Annotated in this window: 19 protein-coding genes and 1 riboswitch; of the genes, 8 read left to right on the top strand and 11 right to left on the bottom strand. The window is 74.8% G+C overall.

The window, feature by feature from the left end; genetic code table 11:
* Positions 1–4: 4 nt before the first annotated feature.
* From FHX36_RS03380 to FHX36_RS03370, 3 genes are read right to left on the bottom strand one after another with little or no spacing between them, the layout of a single operon-like run.
* Positions 5–1495: a mannitol dehydrogenase family protein gene (locus tag FHX36_RS03380; RefSeq protein ID WP_110552999.1), complete on the bottom strand. Its 1491-nt coding sequence runs from the start codon at positions 1493–1495 to the stop codon at positions 5–7.
* Between the two features lie 47 nt (positions 1496–1542).
* Positions 1543–2367: an HDOD domain-containing protein gene (locus tag FHX36_RS03375; protein WP_181428839.1), complete on the bottom strand. Its 825-nt coding sequence runs from the start codon at positions 2365–2367 to the stop codon at positions 1543–1545.
* 43 nt (positions 2368–2410) lie between these two features.
* Entirely contained in the window at positions 2411–4483 is a 2073-nt protein-coding gene (locus tag FHX36_RS03370) for a putative bifunctional diguanylate cyclase/phosphodiesterase (RefSeq protein WP_343056563.1), read from the bottom strand.
* 259 nt (positions 4484–4742) lie between these two features.
* Here FHX36_RS03370 and FHX36_RS03365 point away from each other — a divergent pair, with 259 nt between their 5' ends.
* Positions 4743–5918, top strand: coding sequence for an acyl-CoA dehydrogenase family protein (locus tag FHX36_RS03365; RefSeq protein WP_110553002.1), 1176 nt, complete (start codon positions 4743–4745; stop codon positions 5916–5918).
* A gap of 7 nt (positions 5919–5925) precedes the next feature.
* A complete protein-coding gene (locus FHX36_RS03360; protein ID WP_110553003.1) occupies positions 5926–7062 on the top strand; it encodes an acyl-CoA dehydrogenase family protein in 1137 nt (378 codons plus the stop codon).
* Positions 7063–7102: 40 nt separating this feature from the next.
* Here the strand turns inward: FHX36_RS03360 and FHX36_RS03355 are convergent, their stop codons facing one another.
* On the bottom strand, positions 7103–7750 hold the full coding sequence (locus FHX36_RS03355) for a TIGR04222 domain-containing membrane protein (protein ID WP_183513486.1): 648 nt from the start codon (positions 7748–7750) through the stop codon (positions 7103–7105).
* 110 nt (positions 7751–7860) lie between these two features.
* On the opposite strand from FHX36_RS03355, the gene FHX36_RS03350 reads away from it, so the two are divergent.
* From FHX36_RS03350 to FHX36_RS03330, 5 genes are all read left to right on the top strand, one after another.
* Complete coding sequence (locus FHX36_RS03350) at positions 7861–8736, top strand: helix-turn-helix domain-containing protein (protein ID WP_110553958.1); 876 nt, start codon at positions 7861–7863, stop codon at positions 8734–8736.
* Positions 8737–8837: 101 nt separating this feature from the next.
* Positions 8838–9983: an LLM class flavin-dependent oxidoreductase gene (locus tag FHX36_RS03345; RefSeq protein WP_110553959.1), complete on the top strand. Its 1146-nt coding sequence runs from the start codon at positions 8838–8840 to the stop codon at positions 9981–9983.
* A complete protein-coding gene (locus FHX36_RS03340; RefSeq protein WP_110553960.1) occupies positions 9980–10609 on the top strand; it encodes an FMN reductase in 630 nt (209 codons plus the stop codon). The genes FHX36_RS03345 and FHX36_RS03340 overlap by 4 nt, the downstream gene beginning before the upstream one ends.
* 22 nt (positions 10610–10631) lie before the next feature.
* The gene (locus FHX36_RS03335) at positions 10632–11480 is read left to right on the top strand and encodes an alpha/beta fold hydrolase (protein ID WP_110553961.1); all 849 of its coding nucleotides are present in this window, start codon (positions 10632–10634) and stop codon (positions 11478–11480) included.
* Positions 11477–12364 (top strand): maleylpyruvate isomerase N-terminal domain-containing protein, encoded by an 888-nt coding sequence (locus FHX36_RS03330; RefSeq protein ID WP_343056562.1) that lies wholly within the window; start codon positions 11477–11479, stop codon positions 12362–12364. Before FHX36_RS03335 ends, FHX36_RS03330 begins: the two co-directional genes overlap by 4 nt.
* A 3-nt stretch (positions 12365–12367) precedes the next feature.
* Here the strand turns inward: FHX36_RS03330 and FHX36_RS03325 are convergent, their stop codons facing one another.
* From FHX36_RS03325 to FHX36_RS03295, 7 genes are all read right to left on the bottom strand, one after another.
* A complete protein-coding gene (locus tag FHX36_RS03325) occupies positions 12368–13516 on the bottom strand; it encodes a serine hydrolase domain-containing protein (protein ID WP_110551682.1) in 1149 nt (382 codons plus the stop codon).
* A 68-nt stretch (positions 13517–13584) separates the two neighbouring features.
* The gene (gene mftD, locus FHX36_RS03320; RefSeq protein WP_110551683.1) at positions 13585–14835 is read right to left on the bottom strand and encodes a pre-mycofactocin synthase MftD; all 1251 of its coding nucleotides are present in this window, start codon (positions 14833–14835) and stop codon (positions 13585–13587) included.
* Between the two features lie 120 nt (positions 14836–14955).
* On the bottom strand, positions 14956–15555 hold the full coding sequence (locus tag FHX36_RS03315) for a YceI family protein (protein WP_110551684.1): 600 nt from the start codon (positions 15553–15555) through the stop codon (positions 14956–14958).
* 284 nt (positions 15556–15839) lie between these two features.
* On the bottom strand, positions 15840–16772 hold the full coding sequence (locus FHX36_RS03310; RefSeq protein ID WP_246405398.1) for a lytic transglycosylase domain-containing protein: 933 nt from the start codon (positions 16770–16772) through the stop codon (positions 15840–15842).
* 16 nt (positions 16773–16788) lie between these two features.
* Positions 16789–16938: riboswitch (cyclic di-AMP (ydaO/yuaA leader) on the bottom strand.
* A 166-nt stretch (positions 16939–17104) separates the two neighbouring features.
* Positions 17105–17746 (bottom strand): class I SAM-dependent methyltransferase, encoded by a 642-nt coding sequence (locus FHX36_RS03305; protein WP_110550281.1) that lies wholly within the window; start codon positions 17744–17746, stop codon positions 17105–17107.
* 2 nt (positions 17747–17748) lie between these two features.
* Positions 17749–18291, bottom strand: coding sequence for a universal stress protein (locus tag FHX36_RS03300; RefSeq protein WP_110550280.1), 543 nt, complete (start codon positions 18289–18291; stop codon positions 17749–17751).
* Between the two features lie 163 nt (positions 18292–18454).
* Positions 18455–18868 (bottom strand): DUF5709 domain-containing protein, encoded by a 414-nt coding sequence (locus tag FHX36_RS03295; protein ID WP_110550279.1) that lies wholly within the window; start codon positions 18866–18868, stop codon positions 18455–18457.
* Between the two features lie 146 nt (positions 18869–19014).
* Between FHX36_RS03295 and FHX36_RS03290 the strand changes: the two genes are divergently transcribed.
* On the top strand, positions 19015–19404 hold the full coding sequence (locus FHX36_RS03290; RefSeq protein WP_110550278.1) for a cupin domain-containing protein: 390 nt from the start codon (positions 19015–19017) through the stop codon (positions 19402–19404).
* The last annotated feature ends 13 nt before the right edge of the window (positions 19405–19417 follow it).

Here is a 19417-nt window from a genome sequence, read left to right as displayed (position 1 = left end):
GCGGTCACCCGTCGAGCAGCGTGCCGTCGAGCACCGCCTGCACGGTCGCCCGGGCGCCCCGCTCGTGCAGCGACCCGAGCGCGGCCAGGTACGGCCCGGTGAAGCGGGGGTCGGACGCGAGGTCGCCGAACAGCTCGCGATCGGCCAGGAACGCCAGCGGCTCGGCGTGCTGGCTGCTCGCGGCGGCGCGCAGGCGGTCCGCCCGGGGGTCGGTCATCCCCAGCGGCCGGCCGGCGTCGTCGGTGCCCTCGGCCCACCGGGCCCAGGCCGCCACCGCCACGGCCGACCGCGTGACGTCCCGGCCGGCGACCAGGTCGTCGCGGACCACCGGCAGCAGGAACCGCGGCACCCGCACCGAGCTCTCCACGCACAACCGGGCGACGGTGTCCCGGACGTGCGGGTTGCTGAAGCGCTCCAGCAGGACGTCGCGGTACCCGGCCAGGTCGATGCCGGGCACCGGGCGGAGGGTGGGGGTGGCCTCCTCGGCCATCCAGCCGGCGAGGAACGCGCGCAGCAGCGGGTCGGTGGCCGCGTCGTCCACGTGCTCGTGCCCGGCCAGGGCGGCGAGGTAGCCGAGGACCTGGTGACCGGCGTTGAGCAGCCGGAGCTTCATCAGCTCGTAGGGCTCGACGTCGTCGACCAGCTGGACGCCGGCCTCCTCCAGCGGGGGGCGGCCGCAGCTGAAGCTGTCCTGGAGCACCCACTGGGCGAACGGTTCGGAGACCACCGGCCAGCCGTCCTCGACCCCGAGCAGGTCGGCCACCTCCGCGCGCTGCCGGTCGGTGGTCACCGGGGTGATCCGGTCGACCATCGAGTCCGGGAACGGCACCGACCCGTGCACCCAGGCCCCCAGCTCGGGGTCGCGGAGGGTGGCGAAGGCGCTCACGCCGGCGCGGGCGACGGCCCCGCTGCCGGCCATGTTGTCGCAGGAGACCACGGTGAACGGGGCGGCTCCCCGGGCGCGGCGGCGGGCCAGCGCCTCGACCAGCAGGCCGAACGCCGTCCGCGGCACCGCGCCCAGCTGCAGGTCGGCGAGGACGTCGGGGGCGTCGGCGTCGAACCGGCCGGTCGCCGGCGAGACGTGGTAGCCGCCCTCGGTGACCGTCATCGTCACGACCCGGGTCTGCGGGTCGGCCAGCTTGGCCACCACCGCCTCCGGGTCGTCCGGGGCGAACAGGTACTCCACCACCGACCCGACCACCCGGGCCTCCAGCCGGCCGTCGGGGTGGGCGAGCAGCAGCGTGTACAGCCCGTCCTGCGCGGTGAGCACGTCGCGCATCCGCCGGTCACCGGGCAGCACACCGACCCCGCAGATCCCCCAGTCCAGCGCCTGCCCGCGCGACATCAGCCGGTCCAGGTACATCGCCTGGTGGGACCGGTGGAACCCACCCACCCCCAGGTGCACGATGCCGGTGCTGACGGCGGACCGGTCGTACGACGGCACGGCGACCCCCGCCGGCAGGGAGCGGACGGTCGTCGAGTCGAGTCGGGCCACGAGTGCCAGGCTGCACCTCCGTCCGGCCCCCCGCAGGGGGTCCCTCCTCAGCCGAGCATGGCGCGGCGCAGCTCCTCGGCGTCCACCCGGACCTGGTCGAGCACCGGCAGCACGTCGCGCTCGCGCAGCTGGCCGCAGCTGACCCGCTCGATCGGGATCTCCTCGTGGTCGCGGTCGGTCAGCCGGCCGGCGATCTCGAAGACGGCCCGCAGCAGGGCGCCCTGGAAGGACGCCGCGTCGTCGACCTGCTTGAGCGGCAGGACCATCCCGGGCGGGAAGGACCACTGCTCCAGCGCGACCGAGGTCAGCCGCAGCGCGGAGATGCCGTAGCGCTGCACCTCGGCGGCCCGGCGGCCGGCGAAGGACCGCTCGTCGTGCCAGAGCTCGGCGTACCCGTCGGGGTCGTTGTGGTGCAGCAGCGCGACGCCCAGCTGGGCCAGCAGACCCAGGCACAGCGCGTCCTGCGGCCGCTCGGCGAACCGCGGGGCCAGCGTCGAGGCGGCCAGCGCGAGGCTGGTGCTGACCTCCCAGAAGTCCTCGGGCAGCCGCGACTCGTCGTCCAGGTCGGTGAGCGCGACGGTGGCCATCGTCCGCACGGTGGCGAAGCCGACCACGGTGACGGCGAACTGCAGCGAGGTCACCCGGCCGCGCATGCCGTAGAAGGCGGAGTTCGCCAGCTTCATCACCCGACCGGCCAGCGCGACGTCGGAGGCGAGGATCCGGGACAGCTCCTTGGCGCTGGCCTCGTCGGCGTTGGCCACCGAGACGATCTGCGCGGCGACCGGCCGCTGGGCGGCCATCGTGTCGATGCTGGCCAGCACCCGCTCCAGGTCGAAGGTCGGCGGGACGGCCAGGGACGGGGCGGCGGACATGGTCACGTCGTCTCCAGATCGGGGTGGTGGGTCGGCAACGGGGTCACGGTCGCGCCTCCGCGTCGTGCTGGGCGGCGAACCAGGTGGCGGCATCGGTGCCGGTGAGCGGTGCGGCGAGGCAGAAGCCCTGCAGGTAGGTGGCGCCGAGCAGGGCCAGCTGCTCGGCCTGCTCGAGGGTCTCCACGCCCTCGGCGACGGTGCACAGCCCGAGGCTGCTGGCCAGCGCGATCACCGCGGAGGTGATCTCGGAGTGGCCGTCGGCGAGCTCGGCGACGAACGAGCGGTCGACCTTGAGGCAGTCGACGGGCAGCCGCCGCAGGTAGGCCAGCGAGGAGTAGCCGGTGCCGAAGTCGTCGATGGACACCTGGACGCCGAGGTCGCGGAGCTCCAGCAGCACCGTGCGGGCGGCCGCGGGGTCCTTCATCAGCGCCGACTCGGTGATCTCGATCGACAGCCGGCAGGGGTGCAGACCGTGCCGCTGCAGCGCGGACTCGACGTGCCCGTGCAGGTTGGCGTCCAGCTGCAGCGCCGAGACGTTGACGTTGGCCCGGGCCGGCGCGGCCGGGCCGAGCTCGGCGTCCCAGGCGGCCAGCTGCCGGCAGGTCTCGTCGAGCACCAGCAGGCCCAGGCCGGAGACCAGGCCGCTCTCCTCGGCCAGCGGCACGAACGTGCTGGGCGTGATGGCCCCGCGCACCGGGTGCTGCCAGCGCGCCAGCGACTCGACCGCGACGGCGGTGCCGTCCTCGGTGCTGAAGATCGGCTGGTACATCAGGGTGATCTCGCGCCGCTCGATGGCCTCGCGCAGCTCGGCGACCAGCAGCAGCTTCTCCCGCGCGCGGGCCCGGGCCTGGGAGTCCAGGACGGTGATCCGCCCCTTGCCACCGGCCTTGGCCTGGTACATCGCGATGTCGCAGTCGCGGATGAGCTCCTCGGCCGCGGTGTGCTCGGCGGTCTGCACGGTGACGCCGACGCTGGCGGCCGGGCGCAGCTCGACCCCGCCGAGGGCCACCGGCTGGCGCAGCGCCTCGCCGATCCGCTCGGCCAGCGCGACAGCGGCGGCCTCGCCGACGTCCTGGCAGACGACGACGAACTCGTCGCCGCCGAACCGGGCGACCAGGTCGCCGGGGCGCACGGTGGCGCGCAGCCGGCGGGCGAGCTCGACCAGCAGCTGGTCGCCGGCGGCGTGCCCGAGCGAGTCGTTGACGACCTTGAAGTTGTCCAGGTCCAGGAAGATGCAGGCCAGCCGGCCCTCGCCGGGCCGGAAGCGGGCGGCGACGTGGTCGGCGAGCAGCGTGCGGTTGGGCAGGCCGGTCAGCGGGTCGTGGTTGGCCTGGTGGGCCAGCCGCGCCTCGAAGGCCAGCCGCTCGGTGATGTCCTCGATCGTGCCGACGAAGCCCGCCCCCACCCCCGGGGTGAACAGGTGGGAGAACCGGATGACCGTCGTCCGCTCGGTGCCGTCGGCCCGGACGAGCCGGGCCGTCGCCTCGCCCTCGCCGGCCTCGCCGCCACCACCGAGGACGGCGGCGGCCTCCTCGATCACCGCGTCCAGGTCGTCGGGGTGCACGGTGCACATCCAGCCGGTGCCCAGCAGCTGCTCGGCCTGCCGCCCGACGAGGGCGCAGAAGGCGTCGTTGACGTGGGCCAGCCGCATGCCCTGCTCGGAGAGCAGGGTGGGGATCGGTGAGCGCTCGGTCAGGGTGGAGAAGCGCCGCTCGTGGGCGTCGGCGGTGGCGCGCAGCGCACGCTCGGTCTCGTTGGCCGTCGAGGTGAGCCGGACGGTCCACCGGCGGCCGGCCGGCGCGGGGACGGCGGAGACGACGCACTCCAGCAGGGCGCCGCTGGCGCCGCGCACCGGCAGCGTCATCCGGACGGCGCGCTCCCGGCGCAGCAGCAGCTTGAGCTCGCCGCCGGCCAGGGTGGGCAGCAGCTGCTCGACGGGCAGCACCCGCAGGTCCTCCCGCGCGTAGCCGAGCAGGCCCACGGCCTTCTCGTTGCTCCAGCTGACGTGCAGTGCCCCGTCGACCGGCTCGACGACCACGATCGCCGTCGCGTCGCTGACGGCGACCCCGTGGAAGACGGCGGCGATCACCTCCGGTGACGCGTGGTGGTCGTCCACCACGCGTGTTCTGGCTGCCAACCCGTCTCCCTGCCCCGTCGCCGGAGGGTGCTGTCCGCCCTCCACCCCACCCTCGGCCTCCCGTGCCGGGCTCTCCAGCGCATCCGGCCGACTTCCCCCCAACGGGCGGGGTGCTCCGCCGGTCCACCACGCGGTGTGACCCCGGCCGCAGACCCGGAGTTACCCGGCGGTAGGCGATGTGGGATGTTCGGGGTCCCCCACGTCGAGACGGCAGGGCTGCCGTCAGGAATGAGGTCCCATGCGCTTGAGCCTGTCGCCGGAGGACCAGGCCTTCCGGGACGAGATGCGCACCTTCTTCACCACCCGGGTGCCGCAGTCGATCCGGGACGCGGTCGCGGCCCACCGGGAGCTGACCAAGGAGCAGTTCGTCGAGGCCCAGCAGGTCCTCAACGCGGCGGGGCTGGCGGTCCCGCACTGGCCGGTCGAGTGGGGCGGCCGCGACTGGACGCCGCTGCAGCGCCACATCTGGCGCGAGGAGATGCAGCTGGCCGGCGTGCCCGAGCCGCTGGCCTTCAACGCCAGCATGATCGGCCCGGTCATCGCGACGTTCGGCTCGCAGGAGCAGAAGGAGCGCTTCCTGCCGGCCACCGCGAACCTGGACATCTGGTGGTGCCAGGGCTTCTCCGAGCCCGACGCCGGCTCCGACCTGGCCTCGCTGCGCACCACCGCCGTCCGCGACGGCGACGACTGGGTGGTCAACGGCCAGAAGACCTGGACGACGCTCGGCCAGCACGCCGACTGGATCTTCTGCCTGGTGCGCACCGACCCCACCGCCGACAAGCGGCAGCGCGGCATCTCGCTGCTGCTGTTCCCGATGGACTCCCCCGGCGTGACGCTGCGGCCGATCGAGCTGCTCGACGGCGGCTTCGAGGTCAACGAGGTCTTCTTCGAGGACGTCCGGGTTCCTGCGGAGAACCTGGTCGGCGAGGAGAACCACGGCTGGGACTACGCCAAGTTCCTGCTCGGCAACGAGCGGGTCGGCATCGCCCGGATCGGCTCGACCAAGCGGATGCTGGTCGAGGCCAAGGAGCACGCCCGCGGCATCACCGCCAACGGCGCCCCGCTGTCGGAGGACCCGTACCTGCGCGCCCGGATCGCCGAGATCGAGAACGAGCTGCTCGCGCTGGAGCTCACCGCGCTGCGGGTGGTGGCCAACTCCGCCGGCGGCCGGCCGCACCCGGCGTCCTCGGTGCTCAAGCTGCGCGGCTCGGAGCTGCAGCAGGCGGCCACCGAGCTGCTGGTCGACGTCGCCGGGCCGCTGTCGGTGGCCTCCTTCGCCGGCGAGGACTCCGACGTCCCGGACTGGGCGCAGGTCGCGGCGCCGAACTACCTGAACTACCGCAAGGTCTCCATCTACGGGGGCTCGAACGAAGTGCAGCGCACCATCATCGCCGGCTCGATCCTGGGGTTGTGATCTCACCGTGGACTTCAGCTACGACGACGAGCAGAACGGCCTCCGCGAGGCGGTGAGCGCGCTGCTCGGCCGCGCCTACGCCGACAGCGAGCAGCGCCGCCGGGTGGTCGCCGGCGATCCCGGCTTCGACGAGAAGACCTGGAGCCGGCTGGCCGAGATGGGCGTCCTCGGGCTGCCCTTCGCCGAGTCCGACGGCGGGATGGGCGCCGGCCCGGTGGAGGTGTCCATCGTCGCCGAGGAGATCGGCCGGGTGCTGGCACCCGAGCCGTTCGTCGAGGCCGTCGTCCTCGCCGGCGGGCTGGTGGCCGACCTGGGCACCGACGCGCAGCGGGCCGAGGTGCTCGGGGCGCTGGCCGAGGGCTCGCTGGTGCCGGCGTTCGCGCACGCCGAGACCGGCACCCGCTGGGAGCCCACGGCCGCGGCGGTCACCGCGACCGAGGACGGCGGCTCCTGGCGGCTGACCGGGGTCAAGGAGCCGGTGCCGAACGGCGCCCGCGCCGACGTCCTGGTGGTCAGCGCGGTGGCGGGCGGGGTCACCCGGCTCTTCCTGGTGCAGGGCGACGCCGAGGGGCTCACCCGCACCGGCCACCGCAACCACGACGGCACCCGGTCGGCGAAGGTCGAGTTCGCCGGCACCCCGGCCCAACCGCTGGGCGAGGGCACCGGCGACCGGTCCGGGGCGGTGGAGAAGGCGCTGGCCCGGGCTCGGGTGGCCTACGGGCACGAGGCGCTCGGCGCCATGGAGACGGCGCTGACCACCACTGCCGAGTACCTCAAGGCGCGCAAGCAGTTCGGGGTCCCGCTGAGCAAGTTCCAGGCGCTGACCTTCCGGGCGGCCGACATGTACGTCTCGCTGGAGCTGGCCCGCAGCACCGTCATGTGGGCCACGCTGGTGGTCGACGCCGACGGCGACGTGGTGGCCGCGGCCGACCGCGCCCGGCTGCAGACCAGCCGGGCGTCCCGGCACATCGGCAAGGAGGCGATCCAGCTCCACGGCGGGATCGGGGTGACCGCCGAGTACAAGGTCGGCCACTACACCAGCCGGCTCACCGCGATCGACCACCTGCTCGGCGACGGCGACTGGGCGCTGGCCCGGCTCGCCGGCTCGGTCGACGCGCACGAGACGGTCGACCCGCTCGCCTGACGTCGGTGGCGCCCCCTCGGCCGGAGGGGGCGCCACCGGCTCAGCAGCCCCCGCCCCCACCTCCGCCGTCGCCGCCCCCGCAGCCACCGCCGTCGAAGCCGCCACCACCACCGCCGTGGCCACCCCAGCTCGCCCCCCAGCCGCCGCCGGTGTCGACCACGAGGGCGCCGTCCCGCCGGACGGGGCGGCGGACCCGGCTCGGCACGGGTCCCGGGAAGACGACCGCCCGCACGGCGGGATCGGCCGCCGCCACACCGCCGAGGGCGACCGCGGTGCCGCTGCCCGCCGGTGCCGCGGCGCGCCACTCGGCCAGCACCCGGTTGCCGGCCGCCGTGCGCAGGTGGACCGGCCACCGGCGGGACAGCCCGGCCACCGGGTTGCGGCGCAGCAGACCGTCGGCGACGAGCCGGTCCACGATGCCGGCCAGCCGCGGGTCCTCCTGGGCGCGTGCCCGGATGCTGCTGACCGAGCGCAGCGGGCGCGGACCGGCCAGCGCCAGCACGGCGGCCTCCGCCGGGTGCACCGCGGTGCCGACCGCCTGCAGCCGGCCCAGGCCGTCGGCGGTCAGCCGGCCGCGCTGGAGCAGGACGACCACGGCCGTGTCCACGACCCGGTGGAGGCCGCCGGTCAGCTGGGCGACGTCGTAGACGTCCCGGGTGGTGAGCGAGGGAGTGCGGGTGCTGGTCACGGTGCGCCGCCTTCCGGTCGGGGGCCGTTCGGGTGTGCGGACGGTCGCACCTCCGCCGCCCGGGCGACAGGTGGCTTGCAAGATTGCACGGCGGCTGCCAGCGTGCCGCCATGGTGGACACGCCGTCGGTCCGGGAACGACGCCTGGCCTCCGAGCTCCGGGCGCTGCGCACCACGGCCGGACTGCACGGCAAGGACGTCGCCGCGACCCTGGGCTGGTCGGCGTCCAAGGTGTCCCGCATCGAGAACGGCCGCACCGGCATCGGCGAGGCCGACCTGGAGCGGCTGGTGGAGCTGTACCGGGTGCCAGACGCCCAGGCCGGCTACCTGCGCCGGCTCGCCCCCTCCGTGCGGCCGCGGGGCTGGTGGGACGCCTACGCCGAGACGCTGTCGCCCGGGTACGCCAACCTGGTCCGGCTCGAGTCCGGCTCGCAGGCGCTGCGCTGCTACGGCGCCCTGGTGCCGCACGCGCTGCTGCAGACCACCGACTACGCCCGCGAGGTGATCCTGTCGACCTGGGAGCGGCCGTCCCCGGCCGAGGTGGAGCGCCGCGTGGAGGTCTGCCGCCGACGCCAGGAGGTGCTCGACACCGGCCGCGCGGACGGCGGGCTGCTGCTGCACGCGGTCGTCGACGAGTCGGTCCTGCGGCGCAGCGCGGTGCCCCGCGACCCCGCGCGGGACAGCGCCGTCCGCCGCGGGCAGCTGGAGCGGCTGGCCGCGGTCGCCGACCTGCCCAACGTCACCCTGCAGGTGCTGCCCTTCGCCGCCGGCCTGCCGCCGGTCACCGCCGGCTCCTTCGCGGTCCTCGACTCCCCCGCCAGCGGGACACCGGACGTCGTCTACCTGGAGAACAAGACGCGGATCTTCTTCATCGACGCCGAGGCCGAGCTGCACCGGTACACCCGGGCGTTCGACCTGATCAGCGAGATGGCGCTGGACCCGGCGGCCTCCCGCGCCCTGGTCACCCGGGAGCTGGCCGGCTGCTGACGCCGGGCTGCGCCCCGGGGAATGCCCGCGGTCCGGGTACGGTTCCACCGGCCAGTAGTTGCACTCTCAACCAGTGCGGCTCAGACGAGAGGGAGCACGAGATGCAGTTCGGGATCTTCACCGTCGGCGACGTCACGCCCGACCCGACGACCGGGCGCGCGCCCACCGAGGCCGAGCGGCTGAAGAGCATGATCGCCATCGCGCTCAAGGCCGAGGAGGTGGGTCTCGACGTCTTCGCGCAGGGCCAGCACCACAACCCGCCGTTCGTCGTCTCCTCCCCCACCACGACGCTGGGCTACATCGCGGCGAAGACCGAGAAGATCGTCCTGTCGACGTCCACGACGCTGATCACCACCACCGACCCGGTGAAGATCGCCGAGGACTTCGCCACCCTGCAGCACGTGGCCGACGGCCGCGTCGACCTGATGATGGGCCGTGGCAACACCGGCCCGGTCTACCCCTGGTTCGGCAAGGACATCCGCGACGGCATCCCGCTGGCGGTGGAGAACTACCAGCTGCTGCGCCGGCTGTGGCGTGAGGACGTCGTGGACTGGGAGGGCCAGTTCCGCACCCCGCTGCAGGGCTTCACCTCCACGCCCCGCCCGCTGGACGGCGTCCCGCCGTTCGTCTGGCACGGGTCGATCCGCAGCCCGCAGATCGCCGAGCAGGCCGCGTACTACGGCGACGGCTTCTTCCACAACCACATCTTCTGGCCGCCGGAGCACACCCAGCGGATGGTCGAGTTCTACCGCCGCCGGTTCGAGCACTACGGCCACGGCAGCGCCGACCAGGCGATCGTCGGGCTCGGCGGGCAGGTGTTCATGCGGAAGAACAGCCAGGACGCCGTGCGGGAGTTCCGGCCCTACTTCGACGCCGCGCCGGTCTACGGCGGCGGGCCGTCGCTGGAGGAGTTCAGCACCCAGACCCCGCTCACCGTCGGCTCCCCGGAGCAGGTGATCGAGCGGACGCTCGGCTTCCGCGACTACGTCGGTGACTACCAGCGCCAGCTGTTCCTCGTCGACCACGCCGGCCTGCCGCTGAAGACGGTGCTCGAGCAGCTGGACATCCTGGGCGAGGAGGTCGTGCCGGTGCTCCGCCGCGAGTTCGCCGCCCTCAAGCCGGCGCACGTGCCGGACGCGCCGACGCACGCCAGCCTGGTCGCGGCCGCCGGCGGGGCGAAGGACGTCACCGTCCACGCCCCGGCCGACGACGTCACCGGGCGCACCGCCGAGGTGGCGCAGGCATGACCACCCGGACGATCGCGGTGGTCAGCGCCGGGCTGGGCAACCCCAGCTCCACCCGGCTGCTGGCCGACCGGCTGACCGCGGCCACGGTCGAGGCGCTGCGCGCCCGCGGGGACGACGCCACCGTCGAGGTGGTCGAGCTCCGCGGGCACGCGCGCGACCTGGCCGACAACCTGACCAGCGGCTTCGCCAACGAGTCGCTGCAGGCCTCGATCGACACGGTGGTCGGCGCCGACGCGGTGATCGCCGTGACACCGGTGTTCTCCGCCTCCTACAGCGGCCTGTTCAAGACCTTCTTCGACGTCATCGACAAGGACGCGCTGATCGGCACCCCGGTGCTGCTCGGCGCCACCGCCGGGACGGCGCGGCACTCGCTGGTCGTGGAGTTCGCCATGCGGCCGCTGTTCGCCTACCTGCGGGCGGTCCCGGTGCCCACCGGGGTCTTCGCCGCCAGCGAGGACTGGGCCGGCGGTGGCTCCACCGCGCTGGCCGGCCGGGTCGACCGGGCCGCCGGGGAGCTGGCCGACGTCCTCGTCGGACGGGCTGCCGGCCGACCGGCGGCCACCCGGCCGGCCGACCCGTTCGCCGACCCGACGACCTCGTTCGAGGAGCTGCTGAAGGGCCGCTGACCCGGTCGGGCAGGATCCGGGCATGCCCACACCGACGTGGTTCACCCAGGCCCTCGCCGTCGCGCCCGAGCACCGGGACGTCGTCGTCGCCGGCGCCCGGGTCGCCTACCGGGTCTGGGGCCCGGCCGGCGCCCCGGGCGTGGTGCTGGTGCACGGCGGCGCCGCCCACTCCGGGTGGTGGGACCACGTCGGCCCGCTGCTCACCGGCCACCGGGTGGCCGCCCTCGACCTCACCGGTCACGGGGCAAGCGACCGCCGCACCGAGTACGACCCGCTGCTCTGGGCCCGCGAGGTCGCCGCCGTCGCCGCCGCGGCCGAGCTGGAGCGCCCGGTCGTCGTCGGGCACAGCATGGGCGGCTGGGTGTCGGTCACCGTGGGCGTCGAGCACCCCGCCGAGGTCTCCTCGATCGTGGTGATCGACTCCCCGCTCAACGACCAGCCGCCGGACGAGGAGCGGCTCCGCCAGCGCCGCCGTCCGCACCGGGTGTACCCGACGGTCGCCGACGCGATGGGCCGGTTCCGGACCCTGCCGCCGCAGGAGGTGCTGCTCCCCTACGTCCGCGAGCACGTCGCCCGCGGCTCGCTGCGCGCGGTCGAGGGGGGCTGGACGTGGGCGTTCGACCCCGACTTCTTCGGCACCCGGCTGCGGCTGCGCGACCTGCTGCCCGGCGTCGCCGTCCCGCTGACCCTGCTGCGCTGCGAGCACGGGCTGGTCTCGGCGGGGATGGCCGCCGAGATGACCGGCCTGGTGCGCGGGCCGATGCCGGTGGTCGAGCTGCCCGACGCCGGCCACCACCCGATGCTCGACCAGCCGCTGGCCCTCGTCGCCGCGCTGCGCACCGTGCTCGCCCTGGGCGCACCGGCGCGGTGAGCAGCCGCGGGATGGCCGACGCCGGCCGCGACGAGGTGGGCCGGCGGGTGCTCGGCGCCTGGGACGCCTTCCTCGCGCAGGCCGGGGCGGTGGACCTGCAGCGCGGCACCCGGCTGCCGGGCTGGCGCGCGCACGAGGTGTGCGTGCACCTGGGCGTGTGGCCCGACCACGCGGCGCTGGCCGGGCTGACCGCCGGCGCGCGGTCCGGCGGCACCGGCCGGGCCGCCGACCCCGACGCGGTCAACGCCCAGGTCACCGCCGCCCACCGCGACGCGTCGCGGGAGGAGGTGCTCGCGGCCGTCCGGGCCGCCCGGCAGGCGACCGAGCGCTACCTGACCGACGAGCCGGCGGAGCTGGACACCGCACCGACGGTCTCCACGGTCGGCCGGCTGCCGATGCTCAGCGTCGTGCTCGGGCAGGCCTACGAGCTTGCGGTGCACGGCCTGGACCTGGTGTCCGCCGGCGCGCCCGCACCGCCGGCCGAGGTGCTGCAGTCGGGTCTCGCCGCGCTCGCCGACGTCACCGGCGCGCTGGCGTCGGCCGGCGGGATCACCGCGGGCGCCGCGCTGGTCACCCCGGACGGCGGCTGGGCGTTCGCGGCCGACGACGCAGGCTGGACGGTGCGCCGGCTGGCCCCGGGCGAGGTGCCGGGCACGGCCGTCGAGGCGGCCGCCGACCTGCTGCTGGACGCCGCCTCGGGCCGGGTCAACCCGGTCGTCGCGCTGGCCCGGCGCCGGCTGCGGGTGCACCAGCTGGCCGGGCTGCTGCAGCTGGCGCCGATCGTCCAGTCGGCGCCGGGCATCCCCGGTGGCCCTGTCCTCCAGCTGGCCGCCCGGACCCTGGACAGCACCGGCGGGCTGCTCGGCCGGATGCGCCGCGGCTGAGCCTCAGAGGCAGCGGTGCACGGCCTGCCAGAAGTCCCCGAGGAACGACTCGGCCGGTGAGGTGCCGCGCGCGGTCAGCAGCACCGCCACGAGGTCGCGGTCCGGGTCGGCGTACGCGGTCGTGCCGGTACCGCCGTCCCAGCCCCACCGGCCCGGCTGCGCCCACGGCTCCGCCGCCTCGACCTGCACCCCGACCTGCAGGCCCCAGGAGCGGCCGGCGCCCAGGAAGGTCGCCGCCTCCGCCCGCTGCGCCCCGGTCAGCGCATCGCTGGTCAGCGCCGCCACCGAGCCCGGGCCGAGCACCGGTGCACCGCCGTCGGCCAGCGCGGCGAAGAACGCCAGCACGTCGGGCGCGCTGGACACCAACCCGGCCGCCAGCCCCTCGAACACCGGTGGCCGGGAGGACCGCCCGTCGGCGGGGTCGATGAGCTCGAACCCGGCGCCGTCCGGCAGGTACGCCGGGCCGAGCCGGGCCGGGTCGGTCGCCCAGAAGCCGGTGTCGGCGAGACCCAGCGGACCGGTGACCCGGGCGTGCAGCAGCTCGTGCAGCGGCTGACCGGCGACCCGGGCCAGCAGCACCGAGAGCACCTCGGTGCTCAGGTGGTAGAGCCAGCTCGCCCCGGGCTGGGCGGCCAGCGGCAGCTCGCCGAGCCGGGCCAGGTACTCCTCCGGCACCAGCTCCGGCGGCAGCGGCCCCGGCCCGAGGCCGGCCGCGTGCACCGCCTGGTCCAGCGGCGAGTCGTCCCACAGACCGCCGAACCCGGGGGTGCTGGTGAGCAGGTGCCGCACGGTGATCGGGCGTTCGGCGGGCACCGTGTCGTCGAGCCGGCCGGCCCGGTCGACCAGCACCCGGGGCTCGGCCAGCTCGGGCAGCCACCGGCTGACCGGGTCGTCGAGGCCCAGCAGCCCGTCCTCGACCACCGACAGCGCCAGCACGCCGGCGAACGGCTTGGACAGCGACGCCAGCCGGAACAGCGAGTCCGGGCGCACCGGGGTGGTGCCGCCCAGCTCGAGGCAGCCGCCGGCGTGCACCTCGGTGACCCCGCGGTACCGGACGGCGGCGGCGAACCCGGGCAGCCGGCCGCGGGCCACCTGCGCCTGCAGCCCGGACCAGACGGTCACGAACCGGGAGAGGTGCGACGGGTGCGCCATGGCCGGGCCTCCTGCTGCGACGGGGTCAGCAGTGCAGACCCCGCCGCGGCGGAGAACTCATCGGCGGCTCAGCCGGCGGTGGTCTTCCGCGGCTGCGCGGGCGCCGCCGTGGCGGCCTGCTCGACCGCCTGCTGGGCGATCTCGGCGCCGAGCCGGCGCTCGAACCCGGCCGGGATCACGAGGTCGTCGGGGGTGAACTGGTCGACCGACTCGTGGCCCAGCCCGATGAGCGCCGAGCCCAGGCCGTCGCGCATCAGGTCCAGCACGTTCTCCACGCCGGCCTGGCCGTTGGCCGCGAGGCCCCACAGGTAGGCCCGGCCGATCATCACGGCCTTCGCGCCCAGCGCGAGGGCCTTCGCGACGTCGCCGCCGCGGCGGATCCCGCCGTCGAGCAGCACCTCGACCTGGTCGCCGACGGCTGCCGCGACCGCGGGGAGCGCCCGGATCGCCGCCGGGGTGCCGTCGAGGTTGTTGCCGCCGTGGTTGGACACCGAGATCGCGCTGACCCCGGCGTCCACGGCGCGCCTGGCGTCGTCCACGCGCATGACGCCCTTGAGCATGAAGGGCTTGTCGCCCCAGAGCTCGCGGAGCCAGGCGACGTCGGCCCAGGTGGGCATCGGCGACTGCATCCACTGCCCGTAGGCCTCGAAGAAGGTGGGCGCCGGCGCACCCGGGGTGGCCACCATGTTGGGCACCGTGAGGTCGGGGAGCTTCTTCGTCTTCGCGAACTCCCACAGCCAGCTCGGCTTCAGCGCCACCTGCGGGGCGTACCGGCGGACCGCCTCGAGATTGATCCGCTCCGGGATGAACGGGCTGCCCCAGTCGCGGCCGTAGGAGAACGACCAGTCCAGCGTGGCGATGAGCCCCGCTGCACCGGCGTTGCGGGCCCGCTCGACCTTGGCGGCCATCACGTCCCGGTCGCCGACCCAGTACAGCTGGAAGAAGGTCTTCGGGTTCGCCGCGATGACCTCCTCCATCGGCTTGCTCGCCATGGAGGACAACCCGATCGCGGTGCCGCGGGCGGCCGCGGCCCGGGCGACGGCGACCTCGCCGTCGGGGTGCACGGCCTGCACACCGGTGGGGCTGATCAGCACCGGCAGCGAGATGTCCTGCCCCATGACGCGGGTGGCCATCCGCTTGTCGTTGCTGAGCCCGGCGGTGTGCGGGGCGAAGCCGAGCTCGGCGAAGGCCGCGATGTTGTCATCGACGGTCAGGCCCCGCTCCGACCCCGCCACCAGTGCGCCGTAGACGCCCTTCGGGAGCCGCTTCTTCGCCCGGCGCTGCGCCTCGGCCACCGACTCGAACCACGCGTTCGCCACCTGCGGACCTCCTGATGCTCGGTCTCCCCGCCGGACGCCGTCGTCCGGCTGGAGTGCGCACCGCCGCCGGGCGGCGTGGCACTGAGTGCCACCCTAGCGGTGACCTGGCCCACGTGGGGCTCAGGAGGCCTTGATGGCCGAGACGTCGAACTCCACCTGGATCCGGTCGCTGACGAGCACGCCGCCGGTGTCCAGCACGGTGTTCCAGGTGAGCTCCCAGTCGCTGCGCTTGATCGCCAGCGCGCCCTCGAAGCCCACCCGGGTGTTGCCGAACGGGTCCAGGGCCGAGCCGGTGAGCGTGAAGTCGATGCTCACCGAGCGGGTGACGTCCTTGATCGTGAGGTCGCCGGTCACCCGGTAGACGTCGTCGTCGACCTGCTCCACGCCGGTGGAGAGGAAGACCATCTCGGGGTACCGCTCGACGTCCAGGAAGTCCGGCGAGCGCAGGTGCGCGTCCCGGTCGGGGGTGCCGGTGTCGATGCTGGCGGTCGCGATCCGCAGCGTGACGCTGCTGGCGGCCGGCTTGGCGGTGTCCAGGTGCGCCGTGCCGGAGAACTCGGTGAAGGCGCCACGGACGGTGGTCACCATGGCGTGCCGGGCCCGGATGCCGATCCGGGTGTGCGCCACGTCGACGGTGTAGTCGCCGGTGACGTCGGCCAGCGCGCTGGTGGCGGCGTCGAAGTCCGTCGCAGCGCCCTCGGGTGCGCGGTGTCTGCCCACGGTTCAGCGCTCCTCGTCTGGGTGTTCCACCGGTCCATCGTGACCGATGCCCGTCCCGGGAGGGACGGGTGGTGCCCCGGTCGCTGCGGACGACGACGTCCGGAGCCCGGCCGGTGACGTCGAGGTGCAACGACCCCGGGGGCTCTTCGCAGTCCGGGACGTGACCGGATGCACCATGATCCGCCCTGCCTGGAGGAGGCCGCTCGGCCGGCCCGGCCCCGGACGCGCAGGAGGGGCCACCCGAGACCGGGTGACCCCTCCTGACCGCTGCGCCGATCGCGGCGTCAGTACCAGCCGGTGGACTTCGAGTGCGCCCACGCGCCGCACGGCGAGCCGTAGCGCGAGTCGATGTAGATCAGCCCGGCGTCGATCTGCCGGTAGGGGTCCGACGTCTTGGCGATGCCGGTGCCCTTCCAGGTCGAGTCCAGGAACTGCGGGATCCCGTAGGCGGTGCTGGTCGGGTTCTGCGCGTTGGGGTTCCAGCCGCTCTCCTTGCCCCACAGGCTCTCGAGGCAGGAGAACTCGCTCGCGTTGCCGCCGAGCTGGGCCAGCGCGTACTCCTGGTAGGAGCCGGACGCGGACGCGGAGCCCGACGAGGCTGCCGGGGCCGACTCCTCGGCCTCTTCGGCCTTCTCGGCCTCCGCCGCCTCGGCGGCGGCTGCGGCCTGCTCGGCGGCGGCCTTCGCAGCGGCCTCGGCGGCGGCCTGGGCCTCCGCGGCGGCCTGGGCCTCGGCGGCGGCCTTCGCCTCCGCGGCGGCCTTCGCCTCGAGGGCGGCCTGGTCGGCGGCGGCCTGGGACTGCGCGGCGGCGACCTGCTCGGCCTCCCGCTGGCTGCGGTTGGCGGCCAGCTCGCCCAGGCGGTCGCCGACCGAGCCGTCGGAGAGGGCGGTGGCGGTGTCCTGCGAGCTCAGCCCCAGCTGGCTGGCGACGCTGACCGGCTCGGGAGCGGCGGCGGCGTCGGGCTGGCCGGCGACCAGGACGTTGACCACGATCCCGCCGGCCGCGGCGGCGGCCAGGAAGAAGGCGGGACGGCGCAGCCCGATCGGCGGCCGGCGACGACCGGTGGCGCGGTGGCTGCCGACCGTCTCGGCGGCGGGGACGGCTGCGGCGTGGGTCTCGGCGGCGTCGATCTCGGCGGTCGCGTCGGCGACCTGCTCGAGGACCTCCGTGGGGAGGGACTGCTCGTTCGACGTGTGCGCGGTGGTGCGACGGGACATGAAGGGAGGGGCTCCGTGGGTCTTCCGCGGCCGCCTACCGAGTTAGCTGACGGATTCGGGCTGGAAGTCGCCCTACCCGGCCTGGACTCTGCCCAGGTCAGGATTCACCCCAGTGCTGCGGTGGGTCCCCGGCTCGCTGCGATGAGCGACTCGGCGGCATCCGGTACGGGCTCCTCGGATGAGGACCTGACGTCCGACCGGACTCCGCCAAGGTAGATGCCGTTACCCGGACGTGACAATCCCCGGCACCACATTTCGTGGTGATCTGCCACGCGCGGGCACCAGATGTGGGTTGTGAGCGTGCGCATGGGACGGCTGGGACAGGCCTCTGATCAGGGCAGTCGCCACACCGTCGTCCGTCGGGCCGGCCCGCCGTCGGCGTCGACGACGTCGTAGGCGATCTGCTCGACGAGCCCCTCCTTCGGCACGTAGGCACGCCCCGGGTCGCCGAGGAAGACCGCGGCGCCACCCAGCCAGGCGGCCCCGAGGAAGGGCAGCACCCGGCCGGTCATCTCCCGGTCATAGCAGACGTCGCCGGCCAGGACGACGTCGACGGCGGGCGGGTCGTCGTCGAGCAGGTCGCCCGCCACCTCGATGCCGGAGACCCCGTTGAGCTCGGCGTTGAGCGCGATCGCGGCGTGCGAGTACGGGTCCGGGTCGCTGGCCAGCACGCCGGTGGCCCCGGCCAGCAGCGCCGCCACGGCGACGAGGCCGCTGCCGGCGCCTAGGTCGAGCACCCGGCGGCCGGCCACGGTCGCGGGGTGGTCGAGCACGTAGCGGGCCAGCGCCTGACCACCGGGCCAGGCGGCGGCCCAGAACGGCGGGTCCTGGCCGGCGCCGCCGCCCTCGGTCTCCATCGCCTCCCACAGCCCGACGACGTCGTCGGCGACGTGCAGCTGCACCTCGGGGACGAGCGTCGGCCGGGCCGTGCGGGTGTGCGCGCGCAGGAACTCCGGGGAGACGGTGCCGGGCACCCTCAGTCCTTGCGGTCGCTGCGCACCACGGTGACCGGGCACGGCGCGTGGTGGGTGACCTGGTCGCTCACCGAGCCCAGCAGCAGGCCGGCGAAGCCGCCGCGGCCGCGCGCACCGACGACGAGCAGGTCGGCGCCCTGCGCGGCCTCGATGAGGGCCTTCACGGCCGGGGCGTGCACGACGTGGCAGGTGGCCGTGCGGGCCCGCTCGGCGCCCAGCACCGCGGCGACGTCGGCCTCGAGGTCGGCCTGCACCGCCTTCTCGTAGTCGGTGATCGGCGGGACGTAGCCCGGCTCCCAGGTGGGCGGCTGCGGCGCGGTGGCGATCCGCCAGGCCCGCACCACGTGCAGCGGCCAGTTCGCCCGCTCGGCCATCGCCGCGGCCCAGGTCAGCGCCTCCTGGGCGCAGCCGGAACCGTCGTGGCCCACGACGACGCCGCCCTCGGGCACCGCCCGCGTCGAGACCTCCGCCTCGGCACCGACCAGCTCGGCCGCCACCTCGTCGCGCTCCGCGGCCAGCGCCGCCTCCCGTGACTGCTCCGTCATCGCCGTCTCCCGTCCTCCGCCCGGCGACTGCCCGGGCACTGCTCCTCGGCCAGCGGAGACCGCTGACCGGGGACAGCCTCTCGCACCCCGCTCGCCGGCGGCAGGGCAGGCGTCCCGCTCTCCCCCGTCGGTGGCGTCCGGCCCCTGACGACGCCGGGCCCGGTCAGTCGCGGACGACGTGGACCGCGGCCTCCTCGGCCGAGGCGCCCGCGCCGTCGATGCCCTCGTCCTCGGCGTACAGCTCGGGCTCTCGGTCGACCACGCCGTCCTCACCCGAGTCGGCCAGCCGGCCGGCGCGGTCGTCGCCCACCTCGTCGTCCAGCAGCTCGCCGTCGGTGTCGGAGGAGTCGCCGAGCCCGTCGCCCTCGTCGGTCGCACCCTCGGGCAGCTCGCGGGCGAGCCGGCCGTCGAGGCTCTCGCCGGCCTCCTCCTCGCGCTCGGTCGTGCCCCAGTCGTTCGACGCCCAGGGGCGGTCGGCGGGCGAGTAGCCGGCCGTGTCGTCGTCGATGTCGCCCTCGAGGCTGTCCGAGACGGTGCTGAGGATCTGCGGGTCGGTGCCGTCGGTCTCGCTGCGCATGGGGGTCTCCTCCGTCGTCCTGGGCGGTGTGCCCTGGATCTTGCTCCTCGGCCGTCTCGGATCGCGCGGGAGCCCGGTCTGCTCTTGAATGATCATGAGCCGGCGGGTGCCGGCAGCACGACGACCATCGAGGAGGAACGGCAGCCATGGAGCACTTCACCATCGCCACCGTCGCCGAGGAGAGCGCCGACTTCCGTCGCGTGCTCTGGACCGGCGAGCACACCCAGCTGGTGATCATGACGATCCCGCCGGGTGGGGAGATCGGCGAGGAGGTGCACGAGGTCGACCAGATCCTCACCTTCGTCAGCGGCACCGGGAAGGCCAAGGTCGGCGGGCAGGAGAAGAACGTCGCCCAGGGTGACCTGGTCGTCGTCCCGGCCGGCAAGAAGCACAACTTCCTCAACACCGGGGTCAACCCGCTGGTCCTCTACACGGTCTACGGGCCGCCGGAGCACGCCGACAAGGCGGTGCACAAGACCAAGGAGGAGGCCGACGCCCTCGAGGAGGCAGGCAAGGACAAGCCGCCGACCGACTGAGGGTGCGCCTGAG

It is taken from the genome of Modestobacter versicolor, assembly GCF_014195485.1.
Classification (GTDB): Bacteria; Actinomycetota; Actinomycetes; order Mycobacteriales; family Geodermatophilaceae; genus Modestobacter; species Modestobacter versicolor.
The sequence above is the reverse complement of the archived record's forward strand: the minus strand, read 5'-3'. Positions and strand labels throughout refer to the sequence as shown.